The organism is Streptomyces sp. NPDC018833 (genome assembly GCF_044390825.1).
Lineage (GTDB): Bacteria > Actinomycetota > Actinomycetes > Streptomycetales > Streptomycetaceae > Streptomyces.
Genome location: NZ_JBIRZM010000010.1, coordinates 12,150 through 29,880, shown reverse-complemented (window position 1 = coordinate 29,880; position 17,731 = coordinate 12,150). Strand labels below are relative to the sequence as shown.

The window sequence follows — 17,731 nt, the reverse complement described above, 5'->3', positions numbered from 1 at the left end:
GGTCATGGGTCACGTCGGCGACAGCCTGGACCGAGCCGCGCAGAACGTCTCCACCCGCCCCATCCCGGTGGGCGCACAGGCGCGTGTGCGGTTCCTCGTCAAGAAGGCCAAGGGCTCCACCAGGGCGGTCGCCGAACAACTCGGCGTCTCCCAGCGCACGGTCGAGCGCTACCTGAAGGGGCAGATCAAACGGCCCCGCAAGGAACTCGCCGACCGGATGGCCGTGGAGGTGCGCCGCCTGTGGCAGCCGCGGGTGAAGGAGCGCGCCCGCAGGCAGGCAGCGACGGCGCGCGGCCTCGTGATCGAGACCCGGGCCCGCTTCGGTTTCACCGCGGCTCCCGGCAGCACCGACGACAGCCGTATCCGCCGCATCACCCAGCACCTGCCCCCCGACTACGCGGCCCGGCTCTTCGCCGCGCAGGACGAGGGCGCTGGCGAGCGGCAGTTGCAGCAGATCGCGGCGGAAGGCCTCCAGGAGATCTACTTCAAGGACAGCGGGCGCCGGGCGGACGGCCTCCAGGTGGAGTTCACCGACATCGACTACGTCGAGATCGACTACAGCTGAGCCCGCCCCCGGACCCGGAGGGCGTCGCGCAGTCGTTCATGACGCCAGGCGGCCAGTCGTCTGGGCGCCGCTTGCGGCCCCGTCGGCTCCCCACCGCCCCGCGCGGAGCCGGTACCAGGGCGCTGAACGGCCGGGCCGCGGACGCGCCGGAGCGTGCGGGAACGCCGGACCCCAGGGGCGTGCGTGAACGCGCGGCCCGCCGCCGACGTACTCCTCGTCAGCCGCACACCGCCGGCCCCGCCGGCCGCACCAAGCCGACCCGCCGGCCCCACGTGCCGACGCCACTGACGCCGGCCGCCGCGCCCGCCCAGGAGGTACGCCGCCGATGAACGACCAGCGCCGCCGCCACGCAACCCGAGCAGGCGCCACCGCCGCCGTACTGGCCGGTGTCGTCCCGCTCCTGCTCACCGCGCTCGCCGCCGGCCCCGCGCAGGCGCACGGAGCTCCGGTCGACCCCGTGAGCAGGGCGGCGGCCTGCGGTCCGCAGGGCGGGGAGCTGCGCACGTCGGCGGCCTGCCAGGCCGCCCTGGCGGCCAATGGGGGAGTGTCCTTCGACGCATGGGACAACCTGCGCCTGCCCGATGTGCGGGGCCGGGACCGCGAGGCGATTCCCGACGGGCGGCTGTGCAGCGCGGGCCTCGACGCGTACCGCGGTCTCGACACCGCCCGCGCCGACTGGCCCGCGACGCCGCTGACGGCGGGTTCCCCGTTCACCCTCACCTACCGATCCACCATCCCGCACCAGGGGACGTTCAGCCTCTACCTCACCGAAGCGGGCTACGACCCGGCGGCGCCACTGCGGTGGTCGGACCTGCAGGATCAGCCCTTCGCCACTGCAACGGACCTCCAGCCGACCGACGGCGCGTACCGGATCAGCGGCCGGCTGCCGAACGGACTGACGGGACGTCATGTGCTGTACACCGTCTGGCGCAACACCGACACACCCGACACCTACTATTCCTGCTCCGACGTGGTCATCGTCCCCGCGGACGACGGGCGGCCGGACCGGCCCGCGGAGCCCGCGGAGCCCGCGGAGCCCGCGGAGCCCGCGGAGCCCGAGGACCCGTCGGCGAACGGCACGGGAAGCGGCGCCGCAGAGCCCGGAGAACCGCAGGCCCCCTCCGCACCGGCCGATCCGGAGTACGCAGCCCCACCGACCACGCCGGTGCCGCCCTCCTCCGCCGCTCCGCGCCCCGCCCCGGCGGCCGCAGGCCGCGACACGGGGAGCACGTCGGGCGTCCTTGTCGGCGGTGGGGCCGCCGCACTCGCCCTGGTATCGCTGTGCGGATCCCTGGCGCTGCGCCGCCGCAGGCTCTGACCAACCGTCAACGAGCCACGCGAACGGAGCCTCCGAACGGCCCAGCCGACGCGCCGGAAAGGTGGAGTCTCCCGCAAGGAACCGCGTGACCCGTCCCACCATGGAGGCAACCTCGACGGGCCGCCGCTCATCCTCTTCCTGTGCAAAGGGCCGCAGCCCGGCCGCATCACAGCGCATGGAGTGAGATGACAACGGTCCCTGCTTCCCCCGTCACATCGGTCGTCGTGCCGTGCTTCAACGAGAGCGAGGTCATCGAGGCGTTTCACCAGGCCCTCCTCGCCGCACTGGAGCCGACCGGGACGACGTTCGAGATCTGCTACGTCGACGACGGCAGCAACGACCGGACACGGCTGCACCTCAAGGACCTCGCGGCCGCCGACCCCCGCGTGCGGTACACGTCCTTCAGCCGCAACTTCGGCAAGGAAGCCGCCATGCTCGCCGGCCTGCGCATGGCCCAGGGCGATGTCGTCGTTCTGATGGACGCCGATCTTCAGCACCCGCCCGAATTGATCCCGCGCATGCTGGAACTGCACGGGCACGGCTACGACCAGGTGGTCGCCCAGCGCGACCGCACCGGCGAAGGCGTCCTGCGCACCGCCCTCAGTCAGACGTACTACCGCCTTGTCCGGCACTTCATGGACGTCGAAGTCATAGACGGGGCGGGCGACTTCAGGCTGCTCTCCCGCCGGGCGGTCGGCGCGATCCTGTCCCTGCCCGAGTCCAACCGCTTCTCCAAGGGTCTCTTCTCCTGGATCGGCTTCGACACCGTCAGCTTCACCTACACCAATGTGCAGCGCGCGGCCGGCCGCTCCAAGTGGGGCGGACGGCGGCTGCTCAACTACGGCATCGACGGCCTGCTCTCCTTCAACAGCCGCCCGCTGCGCCTCGCGATCCACACGGGCCTGTGGCTGCTGCTCTCGGCCCTCGTCTACGCGGCCTGGATCATCGCCAACGCCGTGATCCACGGCATCGAGACCCCGGGTTACGCCACACTCATCGCCGCGATCGTCGGACTCGGCGGCGTCCAGCTCGCCACGCTCGGGGTGATCGGCGAATACGTGGGCCGGATCTACCACGAAGCCAAGCGGCGCCCCCACTATGTGATCCGCGAGACCGACGAGACGGCCCCCTCGCAGCCGGATCCGCAGGTCAGGGAAGCTGTGTCGAGTAAGTGACCTTCTCCAGGCCGTAGTAGTCGGCGACGCACTGAGCGGGCCACACCCGGCGCCCGTCGTTGCTGAACGGTTCCAGCATCCTCGCCACGGACACCGGCGTGTAGGGAAGCTCCTTCGCGCCCCGCGCGGCGCCCTCCCGCAGCGAGCGGTCCTGGCGGTCCCACCGCTCGGCCCGCACCTGCATGTCGTGCCCGAGGGAGACGAGCGGGGCCACAAGCCCGAGCACGGCCGCGGCGCACAGCGCCGCGGCCGTCGCCGTCGCGGCGCCCGGCCGGTACCGCCGCAGCCTCCGGCCGAGGAAGCCCCCCGCGGTCACCAGCAGCACGATGTACAGCAGCAGATAGTCGTTCCAGGTCCGTTCCGTGGTCACCACTCTCGCACCGAAGACGGGATAGGTGATGACGGTGCACAGATAGCCCGAGACCAGGAACGCCGCCGCGCCCAGCGAGAGGAGCGGCAGCGGCCGCCACGGGAGGAGGACCGACGGCCGGGTGGTCCGGCGGCGCGCCACGAGCCCCAGCAGCACACCCGCGGCGACCGCGCCCACGTACTGCCACGTCGAGAACACCGTGACCAGGATGTGCGCGAAACCGCGCAGGGAGCCCAGCAGCGATTCCGGAGCGAGCATGGACGTGCTCTCGGCGCCGTACCGCTCGCGCCGGTTGCGTGACCCCGGCGAGAAGACCAGCAGCAGGGTGCCGGCAGCGACACCGGCCATGCCCGCGAGCGACCAGAGGCGCCCGAACCGCCGTGCACCGCCCCTGAACAGGCGGTGGGCGAACAGCACGACACCGGAGAGCACGACCAGCGCGACGACCGACGCCTCCTCCGACAGGGTCCCCATGAACACGCCCGCCACCGCCACCGTCACCAGGGCGGCGACCCGCCCGCGACGGCCACGGGCCCGCAGCAGCGGCAGCAGCGCTGCACCGGCCAGGACCGGCGCCACGGTGTGCGAGACGGACGCGGCGGGCCAGTAGAACGTCTTGTACGTGTTCGGTGTGGCGAACAGGAACACCGCCATGACCATGGCGGCGACGAGCAGCGGAATCCCGCGCGGCACCGACTGGCCCGTCCTGCGCAGCACCTGCGCGGTCAGGGCCCACAGCAGCACCAGCATCAGCACGCCGCTGACGAGGCCGAACCACTGGTGCCCCGCGACGGGGAACTCGGCGTACAGCCCCACGAGCAGCCCATTGCCGAGCCGGCCGTTGTCGGTGTACCAGAACTTGCCGATCAGGCCCGGGATGCCGTGGTCGCGGACGACGGGGAGGAAACACCACTCGTCGGCGCTGGGCCGCACATGACGCCCGAACCACGACGCCAGCCCGAGCAGCCCCAGCGGCAGCGCCGCCAGGGCGAACGGCCAGGCGGCCCACCAGGTCGCCCACGGACCGCGAAGGCCGCTCCGCCGCTCCGGAGCGCCGAGCCCGCCCGGTGTTCGCGCGGCGCTGACGCCCGACGCGTCAACGGCCATGTCATCCCTGCCCTTCGGAAAAACTGATGGTCCGGCAACCAAGAGGTGAATCCCGGATGCGCCGTTCCATCTTCCGCCGGGCGAGATCGGTGATCGTCGGCGACATGCCGCGTCTCGCGTGGTACGAGGCCACACCTGCCAAGGCGCGCCGGTTCAGCGGCAGGCGTACACGAAACGCGCCGAGGCCGTGTGCCGCGACGGCGACATGACCTCCAGTTCGGCGTGCGCGTGGTACTCGCCGCGACCGTGGAAGGTCCACCGAAGACGCAGCCGCGCCTCCTGCTGGCCGCGCGTCACCTTCTCGTGGAGCGTCCCCGACGTCGTTCCGTCACCGCGCAGCCATCGGTAGGTGAGTGTGCCGGGCCGGCCGTCGGTCCGCACCACGCCGACGACATCGGCGGTGCCGTCGCACCCCGGCCCGTCGGCGGGCGTCCGTACGGTCACGCCGCGCACGGCGACACCCGGCCCGAACCACTGCCAGGCCAGGAACGCCAGCACGGCCAGCAGCACCAGGACCACCGGCGCACCGCGGCGCAGGGCACGGCCGCGTCGGCGCGGACGGCCGCCGCTCCCGGAGTGCCCGGCGAGCGTGCCGTGCCATACGTCGACGTTCGTCGGGGCACCGTCCTGCCGCCGCACGGCTGCCGTGACCCCCGGCCCGAACCGAAGGACGTCTCCCTCTGCCCGATCGGGCACGGCGTCCGGTGCGTCCGACAGGGGGCGGGCGAGCACGGCGGTGGCGTCCGGTGGTGGGTCCACGAGCACGGCGGTGGCGTCCGGTGGTGGGTCCACGAGCACGGCGGTGGCGTCCGGTGGTGGGTCCACGAGCACGGCGGTCGCGTCCGGCAGGGAGTGGCCGAGCACGGCGGTCGCGTCCGGCAGGGGACCACCGGGCACGGCCGTGGGGGTGTCGACGGCGTCCTGCGGCTCGGGGTGCTCGAACCAGTGGCTGCCCAGGGCGGTCGCGCTGTACTCCTCGTCATCGGTACCGCCCTGTCCGGTGCCCGGGCGGGGCGTTCGGGGATCGTTCATGTGACCGCGCACCCCCTTCGGGTCAGTAGCTGTTGCGTGGATGTGCCGTTCGCGGCTCCGGGTTCCGTGGACGCCTGGACGGCCCAGTAGCAGCCCGGGCCCTGGAAGGTGTGGGCGAGCGTGAGCGTGTACCGCGTGGCGCCGCTGCGCTCGAAGGTCTGGCTTCCGTCCGGCGCGCCGAGCTGTCCCTTGGTGTCGCCGGTGTACCAGGACACGACGATCAAGACCGGATCCGTGCCGTCCGTGGCCACGTCGACGGACGCGGATCCGGTCGCTGTGCCGGTCTGGCGGAAGCTGGTGACGGAGACGGACTTCACGTTCACCGGTTCCGCCGTCGGCGTCATCGACGATGTCGGCTGCGAGGACGGCTCGGTGGTCGGATCGGTGCTCGGCCATGGCGTGGGTACGCCAGTGGTCGGCGGTGCGTCAGTCGTGGGAGAGGCACTGGTGTCGGGCGTGTCGCTCGCGGAGGGGGAGGGCGGCGAGCCCGTCGAGACACCCGGCGACGGCGTCGGACCGCCCGCCCCGTCGGATCCCGTGGACGGCGCCTCGGATCCGGTCGGCAGGGCACTGGTCGTGGCCGCGGCCTCGGAGGTGGTCCGCCGAACTGTGTCCCCGCCCGCCTGCGCGGTGACGGTGACGAGACCGGCGACCACCGCCGCGAGGACGCCGACAAGCAGCCGCCGCAGCCAGGGAGTCAGCTGTCCGCCGGCCCCACTGCCCCAACCGTCGCCCAGGGAGGTCGTCGCCACATCCGTGGTCCCGGCCGCGCCGCCCCCGGCCGACGGGAACAGCAGTGGCAGCAGCGCCGCGAGCGCCGCCAGCCTGCGCCGCCCGCGCTCCTCCCAGTCGGGCCCGTACGCCGCCCCGGCGATCTCCTCCAGCTCGGCCACGAACGCCGCCGCGCTCTGCGGCCGGTCCTCGGGCGACTTCGCGAGCCCGCGCCTGATCAGCGGCCGCACTGCCTCCGGCGCGTCGTCCTCGGGAACCGGCGCGCCGATGTGCTGAAGCGCCAGTTCGGCGAAGTTCTCGCCGCGGTAGGGCTTGCGGCCGGTCAGACATTCATAGAACGTCGCGGTCGCCGCGTAGACGTCGGCGGCAGGGGAGGCGGGCTCACCGTTCCACTGCTCCGGTGCCATGTACGCCGGGGTGCCCGCCACGCCGGGAGTGGTGCCCCGGCCGGCCGCGATGCCGAAGTCGGCGAGTTTGGACGTGCCGTCGGCCGAGACGAGCACGTTCTCGGGCTTGTAGTCGCGGTGCACGACGCCCGCGCCATGGGCCGCGGCGAGTCCCAGCAGGGATCCCTTGAGTACCGTCAGGGCCGCCTCGGGGCCGGTCGCCCCCTCGCGCAGGAGCAGTGCCCGCAGGGCGATTCCGTCGATCAGCTCCATGACGATGGCGGCACCCCGCGGGCCCTCGACGTATTCGTAGAGCCGTACGACATGCGGTGAATCCAGCCCACCGAGCAGTTGCGCCTCCGCCCGGAACTCCCGTACGAACGCCGCGTCGCTGCGCAGCCGCTCGCTGAGGTACTTCACCGCGACCGGCACGCCGGTCGCGTCGTGGACGGCGAGGACGACACGCCCGCCGCCCCCCGACCCGAGCTCCCGGGATTCCGTGTATCCCGGCACCATCCACGCGCTCATCGCGTCCCCCCTGCCTGGTGACGTTCCCCGGCCCAGGTCATCGACGCGGACCCGGCTCACGGACTGTCCCCAGCACAGACACATTTCCCTCACGGCCGGTTCCCGCAGGGATCAGGACATTTCCGCGCCGGGGCCGTACTTGGCATGGACCTGGCTGGCTGTCTCCGATACGCTCCGGGCGGCGGATTCTGAGAGCGCTCTCATAATGCGCTGTTCCATCCCGTGCTGTCGGAACGAGCGAAGGGGCGAACGCCTTGAGACGCACGTCAGCCATCCACACGGAACCCACCCGCCGACCGGCCGTGCGCGCGAAGAGGACCATGCGCGCCGGTCTGGCCGCACTCCTCGCCGTCGGGGCCTGGACGTCGGCCGGCGGGGGCCCCGCCGCCGCCACGGTGCAGGAACCGTCCCCGTCGTCGAACGACCGGGTGTCAGCAGGCCTGCTCACCGCTGTGCAGAGGGACTTGGGGCTCACCGAACGTCAGGCACGACAACGGCTCGCCGCCGAGCGGGCCGCCATCGGGATCGAGGCGCAGGCCCGCCGCGCAGCCCGGAGCGCGTACGCGGGCTCCTGGTTCGACGCGGACACCGGACGCCTGACCGTCGCCGTCACCGAAGCCCGCATGGCCGGCGCCGTACGCGCCGCGGGAGCGGACGTCCGGATCGTCGAGCACAGCGCGAGCCGGCTGGACGCCGCCAAGCGGAAGATCGACGCGCTGCCCGCTCCCGGCGGGGTGAGCAGCTGGCACGTCGACCCCGAGGCCAATCGGGTCGTGGTGAACGTCGTCGCCGCCGACCGCGTGGACAACGATGTCGCATCCTTCCTCGACCAGGCCCACGAGGTCGGCCCGGTCCAGGTCCGGGAAGTGGCCGCGGCGCCACGGACCTTCGCCGCGGGAACGGTGGGCGGTGACCCGTACTACACGTCCAACGTCCGCTGCTCCATCGGGTTCTCCGTCCACGGCGGCTTTGTGACCGCGGGCCACTGCGGTCAGCAGGGCGCGGCCGTGCGCGGCTGGGACGGCTCGCACATCGGCACGTTCCAGGGATCGTCGTTCCCCGGCAACGACTACGCGTGGGTGAGCGTCGGCAGCGGCTGGTGGACCGTCCCTGTGGTGCTCGGCTGGGGCACGGTCCCCGACCGGCTGGTGCGCGGCTCGGCCGAGGCCCCCGTCGGCGCCTCGATATGCCGCTCGGGCTCCACGACGCACTGGCACTGCGGCAGCGTTCTCGCGAAGAACGAGACCGTCAACTACAGCCAGGGCGCCGTCCATCAGATGACGAAGACCAGCGTGTGCGCCGAGCCGGGTGATTCCGGGGGCTCGTTCATCAGCGGCGACCAGGCGCAGGGCGTCACGTCTGGTGGCTGGGGCAACTGCAGTGGCGGCGGACAGACCTGGTACCAGCCGGTCAACGAGATCCTGGCCCGCTACGGGCTGAGGCTGCACACCGCCTGACAGCGCGGTGGGCCGACTGTGGCAATGGATCTGCTGCCGCTCCTCCGGGGCGGCAGCAGATCCATTGCTCTACGAATCAAGATCCGGGACGGTCGCGCCTGATTCACCACGGCTCTGTCCCGGCTCGGCGCCCCGACCGGCGACCACCACGCCGAGCTGTTCGCCTCAGCACGCCGGTGCCACGCCCTGCTGTTCACCGTGCTCTACACACGCTCGGCACCATGTTCGCCGAAGTCGTCCTCGGCACGGTCGTCGCGCTCGTCCTGGAGCGGCTGACCAACGGCCAGGGCTGGATGACGGCGCTGCTCCTGCTGCCCTGGCCGAGATCACGTTCGTGTCCGCGCAACTGGGGGAGTACGTCTACGACGCGCTCAATGTGCCGGGATCCTGCGGAACCATTTCCGGGCCATCCCCAAGGAGATGGAGGAGGTCGCCTGGATGGACGGCGTGGCCTCGCCGGTCCGCACCGCCGTCTCGGTGTCCTGCCGCAGGCCCGGCCGGGCGTTTTCACGGCCGACGTGTTCACGTTCACCGCGTGCTGGACGGAGTTCCTGACAGCCGTCACGCTGAACAGTGTCGACGCCTACCACCCGATTTTTCCTCGGCATGGCCCTGTTCGGTGCCCAGTACGACTGTCCCCTACGGCACGATCTTCGCCGCCACGACCGTCTCCGTCTCCGTCTGCCCGTCGCCCTGCCCGTGCTCGTCTTCCGCGAAGCCGTCGTCTCCGGCCTGACCTCCGGCGCCGTCCAGGGCTGATCCGGCCTCCGCACCACACACCGGCGCCCCGCAACGAAAGGCTGCATCCCCTTCATGACCACGTTCCGACCCGCCCCCGCCTGGCTGGCCGACGCCGTCTTCTACCAGATCTACCCGCAGTCCTTCGCCGACTCGAACGGCGACGGCATCGGCGACTTCAACGGCATCACCGACCACCTGGACCACCTCGCCTGGCTGGGCGTGAACACGGTCTGGCTCAACCCGTGCTTCTCCTCGCCCTTCCGCGACGCCGGCTACGACATCGACGACTACCTCTCCCTGGCCCCCCGCTACGGAACCGACGACGACCTCGCCCGGCTCGTCGCGGAGGCGGCCCGCCGGGGCATCAGGGTCCTGCTCGACCTCGTCGCCGGACACACCTCGGACCGCCACCCCTGGTTCCGGGCCTCGGCCGACGACCCGGCCGACCACCGCTACATCTGGACCGACGGCCAGCGCCCCGACGGATTCGTCGCGTCCCCGGGCCGCCGCCCCGGCGCATATCTGCCGAACTTCTTCGATTCCCAGCCCGCCCTCAACTTCGGCTACGCCCGCAGCGACCCGGCCGAACCCTGGCGGCAGAGCCCCGGCGCCGAAGGGCCGCGCGCCAACCGGCAGGCGCTGCGCGACATCATGGACCACTGGCTGCGGCTCGGGCTCGCGGGCTTCCGCGTCGACATGGCCGCCTCACTGGTCAAGGACGACCCGGACAAGCGGGAGACTGCCGCTGTCTGGGCCGAGCTGCGGCTCTGGCTGGACCGCACGCATCCGGAGGCGGTGCTGCTGTCGGAGTGGGGCGACCCGGCCGTCTCCGTGCCCGCCGGCTTCCACGCCGACTTCTTCCTCCAGTTCGGCGGCCCCACCAACGGGCGCCCGCTGCGCTCCCTGTGGAACAACCGCGCCGGCACCGACAACGACGACTGGGACCCCGTCGACTGCTTCTTCGATCCCGAGGGCAAGGGGAGCCCCACGCACTTCGTGGAGGCGTGGCAGTCGGCCACCGAGACCATCGGGGACGGCGGCTTCACCGCGCTGCCCACGGCCAACCACGACTTCTCACGGCTCAACTGCGGTCCCCGCACCGCCGAACAGCTCCCTGCCGCGTTCGCCTTCCAGCTGACCTGGCCGACCCTGCCGGCGATCTACTACGGCGACGAGATCGGCATGCGCTTCGTCCCGGACCTGCCCGACAAGGAAGGCAGCGTGCTCGGGCCGCGCTACAACCGCGCCGGGTCCCGCACGCCCATGCAGTGGGACGACACCGAGAACGCCGGCTTCTCCGCGGCCCCGGCCGAGGACCTCTACCTGCCCCTCGACCCCGACCACGCCCGGCCCTCAGTCGCCGCCCAACGCGCCGACGACGCCTCACTGCTGAACCTGGTGCGCCGGCTGATCGCCCTGCGCCGCGGCTCGCCGGAGCTCGGCCCCTTCGGTTCGGTGGAGATCGTGCACACCGGCTACCCGTTCGTCCACGTACGCGGCGACCGGTACCTGGTGATCGTCAACCCCGGCGCGGCCCCGGCCGCGATCACGCTCGACGAGTCCCGCGTCGCGGGCGCCCGCGCGCTTGAGGCGCGGGGCATCCGCATCGCGGACGGCACGATCACCACAGAGGGCTTCGCGTATGGCGTGTACAGCCTCGCCCCGGGTGCCTGACCCGCCCGGCCGACGACCCCGCCCCGCCGCATCGTCCGGTGCGGGGCGGGGACCGGTGTGCCCGGCGGCGACGGGCCACCACGCGGCGCGTCACCTCGTGGACGGAGCCCGCCCCGGACCGCCTCCAGCCCCGCACCCCAACAGCTCCGGGAGCTCGGATCTCTCACCCCTCAGGGCACCATCATGTCCCCGGACCGCGGTCGTCCTGCCCCGGGCCGGCGGGCGTTCCGCGGGGTGCCGGGACGGCTCCGTCAGGCGAGCATCGTCCTGACCGCCGGCCAGTCCGGTTCCTGCGGACAGTTCGCGGGCCGCGGCGGTCATCCGCGCGGGTGCGGCCAGCGGGCAGCATGGGCGCCACCGTTCCGGGACGTGCGCGGCGGGGCAGGTGAACAGGTCCGCGGGCACCCGCGCGTAGCGATAATCGATCTCCAGCCGGGGGCCAGGTCGTCGGTGGACGTGGGGCGACACCCGTCGTTGATCGGCGGCACAGCGGAGAGCGGACGCCGGTCGCCCAGCGACCCCCGCCGCGACCGCCGGCGCGGCACGGTCCCGTCACCGACGTGGAACGGTACAGGTCCGGCACGCGGTTCGGTGTTTGCGTGAGGTGATCACGCCGGCACGGCGACCGGCGGCGAGGAGGCTTCGCGCCGGAAAGGAGCGGCGGCTGCGGCCGGATGCCCCGTCAAGGGCGGCGGGTGGGGCCGGACGCTCCGTCAAGGGCAGCGTCTCGGGGTCGTACGCCCCGTCAGGCCGCCACGACCCGGACGCTGTCCATCGACGGGTCGGCGGCATCGGGGATCAGCAGCCCGGCGGCGGCACCGCTGCGGAGGTAGTCCATGACCTCCGCCGTGATCAGCTCTCCGGGAGCCATCGCAGGCACTCCGGGCGGATAGGGGCTGACCATCTCGGCCGCGATCCGCCCCACCGCCCTGGCCGCGGGGACCTGTTCGGCAGGCCCGAAGAACGCCGGGCGGGGCGGCATCACCTGCTCCAGTTCCAGGGCGCCCGGTGCGGGCAGGTCCACCGGCGGGCCGCCGTCGATGTCACCGGCCTCGGCGGCGGCGACCAGCCGGGTCAGGGCGTCGAGGAACACCTCCTCCGACCGGTCGTCGTCGGCGTGCGTGATCACGCCGCTGATCCGACAGGTGTCCGAGGACCCCATGTCCACGTGGCAGTTCGTGCGCAACCACTCGGTGGCCCGCATGCCGCTGATGCCCAGCTCCCGGACGTCCGCCACGATCTTGAGCAGGTCGAGGTCGGCCGCGAGGCCCGACTCCACGACGTCGCATCCCATCAGCCGCAGGCCCGTCAGGCCGTCCACCGCCGCACGCAGCCGCCGCGCCCGGCGCAGGGCGCCGTCGATGAGTTCGTGTCCCTGCTCCACCATCTGGCGACGCCAGCCGTCGAGCGTCGCGTAGACGAGGGACGAGGCGCTCGTCGTGCCGAGGAGGTCCTCGCGCTGCTTGAGCACATCGGCCGACACCCGGTCACCCTGCAGGTGGAACACCGAACTCTGCTCGACGGCGCTGCCCATCTTGTGCACGCTCGTGACGACGAGATCGGCGTCCGCGTCCATCCCCCAGGCCGGCAGGGCGTCGTGGAACGGCAGGTGCGCGCCCCACGCCTCGTCGACGATGAGCGGCACGTCCCCGGCGTGGCAGACCTTGGCCACCCCTTTGATGTCCGCGCAGGAGCCCCAGTCGGTCGGCGTGATCAGCAGCATGCCCTTCGCCTCAGGGTGTTCCGCCAGGGCCCGTTGGACGGCGTCCGGCTCCGGCGGGTGGGCGAGGTGCCGCTCGGTGTCGAAGCGGGGGTGCACCCAGACCGGCTCGACGCCGCTGACGATGACCGCCGCGATCACCGACTTGTGGGCGTTGCGGGACACCAGCAGCTTCTCGCCCGGACCCGCCACGGCCAGCATCGACGTCTTGACAGACAGGGAACTGCCGCACGTTGAGAAGAACGCACGCTCGGCGCCCACCGCGTCGGCCATCAGCTCCTGCGCCTGGTCCAGCACGCCCTGGGACTCGCGGCGGTCGTCCAGCCCGTTGAGGGAGAGCACATCGGAACGGAACACACCCTCGCCCAGCACCTCCAGCACCCGGGGGTCGACCCCACGGCCCTGCTTGTGCCCCGGCGGGCCGTACACGACGTCCCCGCGACGGTGGAAATCCGCCAGTGCTTCGAGCACGGGCACACGGGAGTGGTCCATGGTGCGGCTCCTGGTCTCGGATCGGCATACGGCCGGTGCGGCTGTGGAAGACGGGTTGCCCTGCGCGGTGCGCTCAAACCGCCGATTGCCCAGCGTGGGGCCGAGAGCGCCGAAGAATCCTGCGAGACGATGCCGGGCGCTGTCGAAACGGGCCTGCCTCGATCGCCACACAGGTGACAACAGCGCGTCACACGCGTGACAACGCGCGCGTCCGGCGCCGCCCTGGTGCGAGCGCGTCCGAACCCTGGAGGAAGAGCACATGACCATCGTCACGGCGGATTTCGCCATGTCACTGGACGGCTGCATCGCCGGCACCGGCGTCAGCCTCGACAACCCCGGCGGGCACGGAGCGGAAGCACTGTTCCACTGGATCCACGAACTTGCGAGCTGGCGGGAGCGCCAGGGCCTGAGCGGCGGCGAGGAGAACCGCGACTCACAGATCATGCGCGAGTGGTTCGACGCGACCGGCGCGGTGGTCATGGGCCGGCTCATGTACGACACCGGTGAGAAGCCGTGGGGCGACAACCCGCCCTTCCGGGCGCCCGTGTTCGTGCTCACCCATCGGCCCCGGCGGCCCGTGGTCAAGCAGGGTGGCACCAGCTTCACCTTCGTGACCGACGGCATCCACAGCGCGCTCGAGCAGGCGAGGGCGGCGGCCGGAGGAAGGAATGTCGACATCGCGGGCGGCGCCGACACCGTGCGGCAGTTCCTGCGCGCAGGACTCGTGGACGAGCTCCAACTGCACGTCGTGCCCGTACTGTTGGGCGAAGGTCTGCGGCTGTTCGATCGCATCGGGCCGGAGCAGCGGAAGCTGGAGCCGATCAGGGTCGTCGACACACCGCGCGCGACGCACCTGAAGTACCGCGTCATGAAATAGGTGGTCGGGCGGGCGGCTCGGCCGGGCGACCCGCGGCGCACCGCTTGGCCAGAAGGTTCCGTCAGGGGCTACGGTGCTGAGGTGGTGATCAGTGGGGAGAACTCGGCGCCGGGTACCGCGTTGCTGCTGGCAGCGGCCCCGGCCGGCAAAGGCCGCCTTGTCGACGCGGCGTCCGTGCTGCCCGCGCTGGCCGCCGTGCCGGCCCCGGTGCTGATCGGCACGACGGACGCGGCGGCCACCGTCATCGAGCTCGCCGACCCGCTCGACCCGCAGACCGTGCTGACCCGTATCCGTGCCGCGGCCGCCGCTCCCGGGCCTCTGTTCCTCTATCTGGCCGGGCAGTTGCACGTCGACCGCAGGCAGAAGCTGCTGCACTTCGCACTCGCCCGCACGACGCCGGCGACCGTGCGGTACACGGCGCTGCCCTGGCACTGGCTGGCCGGCGAACTCAGGACCCGCCGGCCGGGGACGACCACGGTGGTGGTCGATCTGGTCGCTGACGACGAGGCGTGGCAGCAGGTGAGCCAAGGGCACGCCGACCTCGGCCCCGGCACGCTGTTCCAGGGCAGGATCGCACCCGCCCCCGCGCGCCGTACGGTTGTGCCGCCCGTGTACCTCAAGGCCATGGCCGCGATCTGGCGCAGTGGCGCGCGGCCGTCCCTCGCGCAGTTGCACGAGCAGGCCGCCGCGCAGTCCGAACCGGCCGACGGCGCACTGCTCTTCCCCCTCCCTCCCGGCAGTCCGACCGCCCCGACCGCCGCGTCCGCCGTACCGGCCCCGGCCCCCCACCCGCACATGCCGACCCCGGCCCAGCCCCCGGGCCCGGCGCGGCCTGCCGCCGTCGCGGCCGAGAGGCGAGGCGCCGCGCAGCCGGCCGATGTGCCCACCCGACACCAGGACCCCGGGCGACCTGCCGCCGCCGACGTCCAGCGGCGGGGTCACGCCTGGACCCAGGAACCGGTGGCCGCACAGGCCCAGCGGCAGGAAACGGCGCCTCCTGCCGCTGTCGCGGCCCATCTCCCGGGCACGGTCCCGCCGGGACCTACCGCGGCCCCGCCGGGAGCCGCCGCTGCCGCGGTGGTCCGCCCGCCCATGGCCACCGTGCCGACGGCCGCCACGGCCGGCGACCCCCATCCGGCGATCCTCGCCGCGGCACGCGCCGGCCGGCACACCGAAGCCGCCGCTGGCGCGGCGGCCTGCGAGGCCGATGCCCTGCGTACGTACGGGCCAGGTTCGGTACAGGCTCTCCACTGGCTGGAGGTACGGGCCGACCTCGCGCGTCTCGCCCAGGACCCGGCGCGCAGCTGCGAACTGTGGATGGCCGTGGCCGATGCCCGACTGAGCCGGCAGCAGACGGCCGACGACCCTGACGTCGAAGGCGCGGTCGACCGCGCCCACCACCAGTGGGAGCAGATCCGCGATGCCGCGCGTGCACGCCGACTCGCCCCGGAACTCGTGCGGTTGCGCCGGCGGGTGCCTGGCCGTCAGCGCGGCGCACTGCAGTTGCTCCAGCGCAGACTGGAGCAACTGCAGTCGGGGCCGTCCGTCGCGACCTGAGCGTTCCCGCGCACCGTCAGGTCGGACGCCTCCTGCCCCGGTCATCGGATATGTCGGCCTCGATCCGCTCCCTGGGGACCCGGCCCGTGACGGTCTCGTCCTCGGAACGCTCCTCGGCTGAAGCCGGACCCGTCCATCACCACGGGGTGCGCGGCCGTGACGCGCGTTCTGGCCATGCCGCGTCTCAGCCGATGCTGTAGTGCCTGTACAGGCGCTCCTCCTCCTGGCGGGAGAGGTGTCCGCCGGCGTCGACGTCGACGTGGGGAGCGTCCTTGATGGTGTTCTTGGGGTAGGGCACCTCCAAGTGGTCCTCGACCATGGTGGCGTCCCGGATCGGGACGAACGACTCGTTGGTTCGGAACAGACCGGTCTGCACACTGACCCAGTCCGGCTGCCCCGTGGCGTCGTCGACGAAGACATGCTTCGCGTTGCCGACCTTGTTGCCCTCGGCGTCATAGACCGGTCGGTCCAGCACGTTCGGTATCTGGTCTCGGGTGATCACTTGCTTCCTCCCTCGCGGCGTGCCTTCCCCGGACGCGGGTAACCATAAGAAATGGCAATAAACAGCCATCAAAGGGACATGATCGCCCTGAGGGGAGGAGTGATCCGGGGCCTTCCACGCCGGCCCCAGCGCCAGTAAGTTCCGATCCGGAACGGAATGGAATCACGACAGGAGGCATTGTGCGCGTCAAGGACTTCGACCACGTCGTGCTCAACGTCCAGGACGTCGAGCGCGCCCTGGAGTTCTACTGCGGACCACTCGGCCTGGAGCCGGTCAGAGTGGCGGAGTGGCGGGCGGGCAAGGCGCCGTTCCCTTCGGCGCGGATCAGCCCGACCGCCATCATCGACCTGGTCGGCCGGCCGCGCGGCGAGTCCAACGTCGACCACATCTGCCTGGTCGTCGACCCGATCGACTGGCAGGAGGTCGTCGACTCCGGCCGGTTCACCGTCCTCGAAGGCCCGGTCGAACGCTACGGCGCGCGCGGCGACGCGCAGTCGATATATGTGCAGGACCCGGACGGCAACACTGTCGAACTGCGCTGGTATCCGCAGGACGCCGCAGACTGAGGCAGCCCGCCGACGTCCGGCACCGCCCTTGGCGTCGGCCGTCACGGCACGAGCGGACGGACCTCCTCGGCCACGAACCGTACGAAGCCCTCCGGGTCCGGCTCGTCGGCGGTCGGCTGGAGCACGACCGTGTCGGCCCCGGCGTCCGCGAGCCGTTGCACGGCCTTCGCCACCGCACCCGCGTCCCCGGCGACACCCAGCTCCGGCCCCGACTCGCCGGGGGAGCCGAGAAGTTCGGCCCTCAGCCGGTCCTCGGCGCCGGGTCCGGTCGCGGCGTGGACGTAGACGACCACCCGATGGGGGTCGGTGCGTCCGACAGCGGTGCGTCCCTCGTCGATGAGCCGCCGGGCGCGGCGCACGCCGTCGGCGGACACGCTCGCGTCCAGCAGCGTCCCATCGGCCACTTCGCCGGACAGGCGCAGCGACTTGGGTCCGAGCGCTCCGGCGAGCACGGGAGGTGCGGCCGTGGGCGGCCAGTCCAGGGCGACGCCGTCGAGCCTCACGTAACGGCCCTCCACCGTCACCCGCTCACCGCCCAACAGGGCGCGCATCGCCGCCAGATGCTCGCGCAGCAGCGTGATCGGCGACTCGACCCGCGCACCGACCTGGCCCATCCAGTCCTGCACGCCGTGCCCGAGTGCCAGCGTGATGCGCCCGGGAAACAGCCGCAGGAGGGTTGCGGCCTCCATCGAGGTCAGCGCCACATTGCGCAACGGGACCGGCAACAGGCCAACGCCCACCCGCAGTCGATCCGTCCAGGCCAGGGCGGCCGCCGCGGTGGCGATGCCGCTCTCGAGGAAGCAGTCTTCCCAGAGCCACAGCTCCTCGAGTCCTGCCGCGTCGGCCGCACGGGCCATGTCACGGAGTCGCTCGGGTGGCAACTGCGGCCGGAACACCGCGCCGAGACTAGTCATGGAGCCCATTCCAGCCGA

General features: G+C 72.3%; 14 protein-coding genes and 1 pseudogene. 9 read left to right on the top strand and 6 right to left on the bottom strand.

Annotated features, from left to right (window positions below; translation table 11 throughout):
* The first annotated feature begins 4 nt into the window (after positions 1 to 4).
* The 3 genes from tpg (at position 5) to ACH5AF_RS20650 (ending at position 3,058) form a co-directional block, all read left to right on the top strand.
* Positions 5 to 565 (top strand): telomere-protecting terminal protein Tpg, encoded by a 561-nt coding sequence (gene tpg, locus ACH5AF_RS20660; protein ID WP_398903072.1) that lies wholly within the window; start codon positions 5 to 7, stop codon positions 563 to 565.
* Positions 566 to 890: 325 nt separating this feature from the next.
* Positions 891 to 1,883 (top strand): lytic polysaccharide monooxygenase, encoded by a 993-nt coding sequence (locus tag ACH5AF_RS20655; RefSeq protein WP_398903071.1) that lies wholly within the window; start codon positions 891 to 893, stop codon positions 1,881 to 1,883.
* Positions 1,884 to 2,068: 185 nt separating this feature from the next.
* Complete coding sequence (locus ACH5AF_RS20650; protein ID WP_398903070.1) at positions 2,069 to 3,058, top strand: glycosyltransferase family 2 protein; 990 nt, start codon at positions 2,069 to 2,071, stop codon at positions 3,056 to 3,058.
* On the opposite strand, the gene ACH5AF_RS20645 is transcribed toward ACH5AF_RS20650, so the two are convergent.
* The 3 genes from ACH5AF_RS20645 to ACH5AF_RS20635 all read right to left on the bottom strand — a co-directional run bounded on the left by ACH5AF_RS20645 (position 3,033) and on the right by ACH5AF_RS20635 (position 7,213).
* On the bottom strand, positions 3,033 to 4,535 hold the full coding sequence (locus tag ACH5AF_RS20645; protein ID WP_398903068.1) for a DUF6056 family protein: 1,503 nt from the start codon (positions 4,533 to 4,535) through the stop codon (positions 3,033 to 3,035). The two genes, ACH5AF_RS20650 and ACH5AF_RS20645, sit on opposite strands and share 26 nt — an antisense overlap.
* Before the next feature lie 153 nt (positions 4,536 to 4,688).
* Entirely contained in the window at positions 4,689 to 5,567 is an 879-nt protein-coding gene (locus tag ACH5AF_RS20640) for a hypothetical protein (protein ID WP_398903067.1), read from the bottom strand.
* Positions 5,564 to 7,213, bottom strand: coding sequence for a protein kinase (locus ACH5AF_RS20635; RefSeq protein WP_398903066.1), 1,650 nt, complete (start codon positions 7,211 to 7,213; stop codon positions 5,564 to 5,566). The genes ACH5AF_RS20640 and ACH5AF_RS20635 overlap by 4 nt, the downstream gene beginning before the upstream one ends.
* Before the next feature lie 320 nt (positions 7,214 to 7,533).
* Here ACH5AF_RS20635 and ACH5AF_RS20630 point away from each other — a divergent pair, with 320 nt between their 5' ends.
* The 3 genes from ACH5AF_RS20630 (at position 7,534) to ACH5AF_RS20620 (ending at position 11,085) form a co-directional block, all read left to right on the top strand.
* Positions 7,534 to 8,670 carry a S1 family peptidase gene (locus ACH5AF_RS20630; RefSeq protein ID WP_398903275.1) on the top strand — a complete coding sequence of 379 codons (1,137 nt, stop codon included), beginning with the start codon at positions 7,534 to 7,536 and terminating at the stop codon, positions 8,668 to 8,670.
* 606 nt (positions 8,671 to 9,276) lie between these two features.
* A complete protein-coding gene (locus tag ACH5AF_RS20625) occupies positions 9,277 to 9,429 on the top strand; it encodes a hypothetical protein (RefSeq protein WP_398903065.1) in 153 nt (50 codons plus the stop codon).
* Positions 9,430 to 9,483: 54 nt separating this feature from the next.
* Positions 9,484 to 11,085: an alpha-amylase family glycosyl hydrolase gene (locus ACH5AF_RS20620; protein WP_398903064.1), complete on the top strand. Its 1,602-nt coding sequence runs from the start codon at positions 9,484 to 9,486 to the stop codon at positions 11,083 to 11,085.
* Positions 11,086 to 11,830: 745 nt separating this feature from the next.
* Here the strand turns inward: ACH5AF_RS20620 and ACH5AF_RS20615 are convergent.
* Positions 11,831 to 13,297, bottom strand: a complete 1,467-nt coding sequence (locus tag ACH5AF_RS20615; RefSeq protein ID WP_398903062.1) for an aminotransferase class I/II-fold pyridoxal phosphate-dependent enzyme — start codon at positions 13,295 to 13,297, stop codon at positions 11,831 to 11,833.
* 259 nt (positions 13,298 to 13,556) lie between these two features.
* Between ACH5AF_RS20615 and ACH5AF_RS20610 the strand changes: the two genes are divergently transcribed.
* Together ACH5AF_RS20610 and ACH5AF_RS20605 are read left to right on the top strand one after the other, a co-directional pair.
* Positions 13,557 to 14,174 carry a dihydrofolate reductase family protein gene (locus ACH5AF_RS20610; protein WP_398903061.1) on the top strand — a complete coding sequence of 206 codons (618 nt, stop codon included), beginning with the start codon at positions 13,557 to 13,559 and terminating at the stop codon, positions 14,172 to 14,174.
* Positions 14,175 to 14,255: 81 nt separating this feature from the next.
* A complete protein-coding gene (locus ACH5AF_RS20605; RefSeq protein WP_398903060.1) occupies positions 14,256 to 15,731 on the top strand; it encodes a hypothetical protein in 1,476 nt (491 codons plus the stop codon).
* Positions 15,732 to 15,921: 190 nt separating this feature from the next.
* Here the strand turns inward: ACH5AF_RS20605 and ACH5AF_RS20600 are convergent.
* Positions 15,922 to 16,233: pseudogene (locus tag ACH5AF_RS20600) on the bottom strand (PRC-barrel domain-containing protein); the annotation flags it as partial.
* A 179-nt stretch (positions 16,234 to 16,412) separates the two neighbouring features.
* Here ACH5AF_RS20600 and ACH5AF_RS20595 point away from each other — a divergent pair.
* Positions 16,413 to 16,799: a VOC family protein gene (locus ACH5AF_RS20595; protein WP_398903059.1), complete on the top strand. Its 387-nt coding sequence runs from the start codon at positions 16,413 to 16,415 to the stop codon at positions 16,797 to 16,799.
* A 41-nt stretch (positions 16,800 to 16,840) separates the two neighbouring features.
* On the opposite strand, the gene ACH5AF_RS20590 is transcribed toward ACH5AF_RS20595, so the two are convergent.
* Complete coding sequence (locus ACH5AF_RS20590) at positions 16,841 to 17,713, bottom strand: LLM class flavin-dependent oxidoreductase (protein ID WP_398903058.1); 873 nt, start codon at positions 17,711 to 17,713, stop codon at positions 16,841 to 16,843.
* Between the last annotated feature and the right edge of the window lie 18 nt (positions 17,714 to 17,731).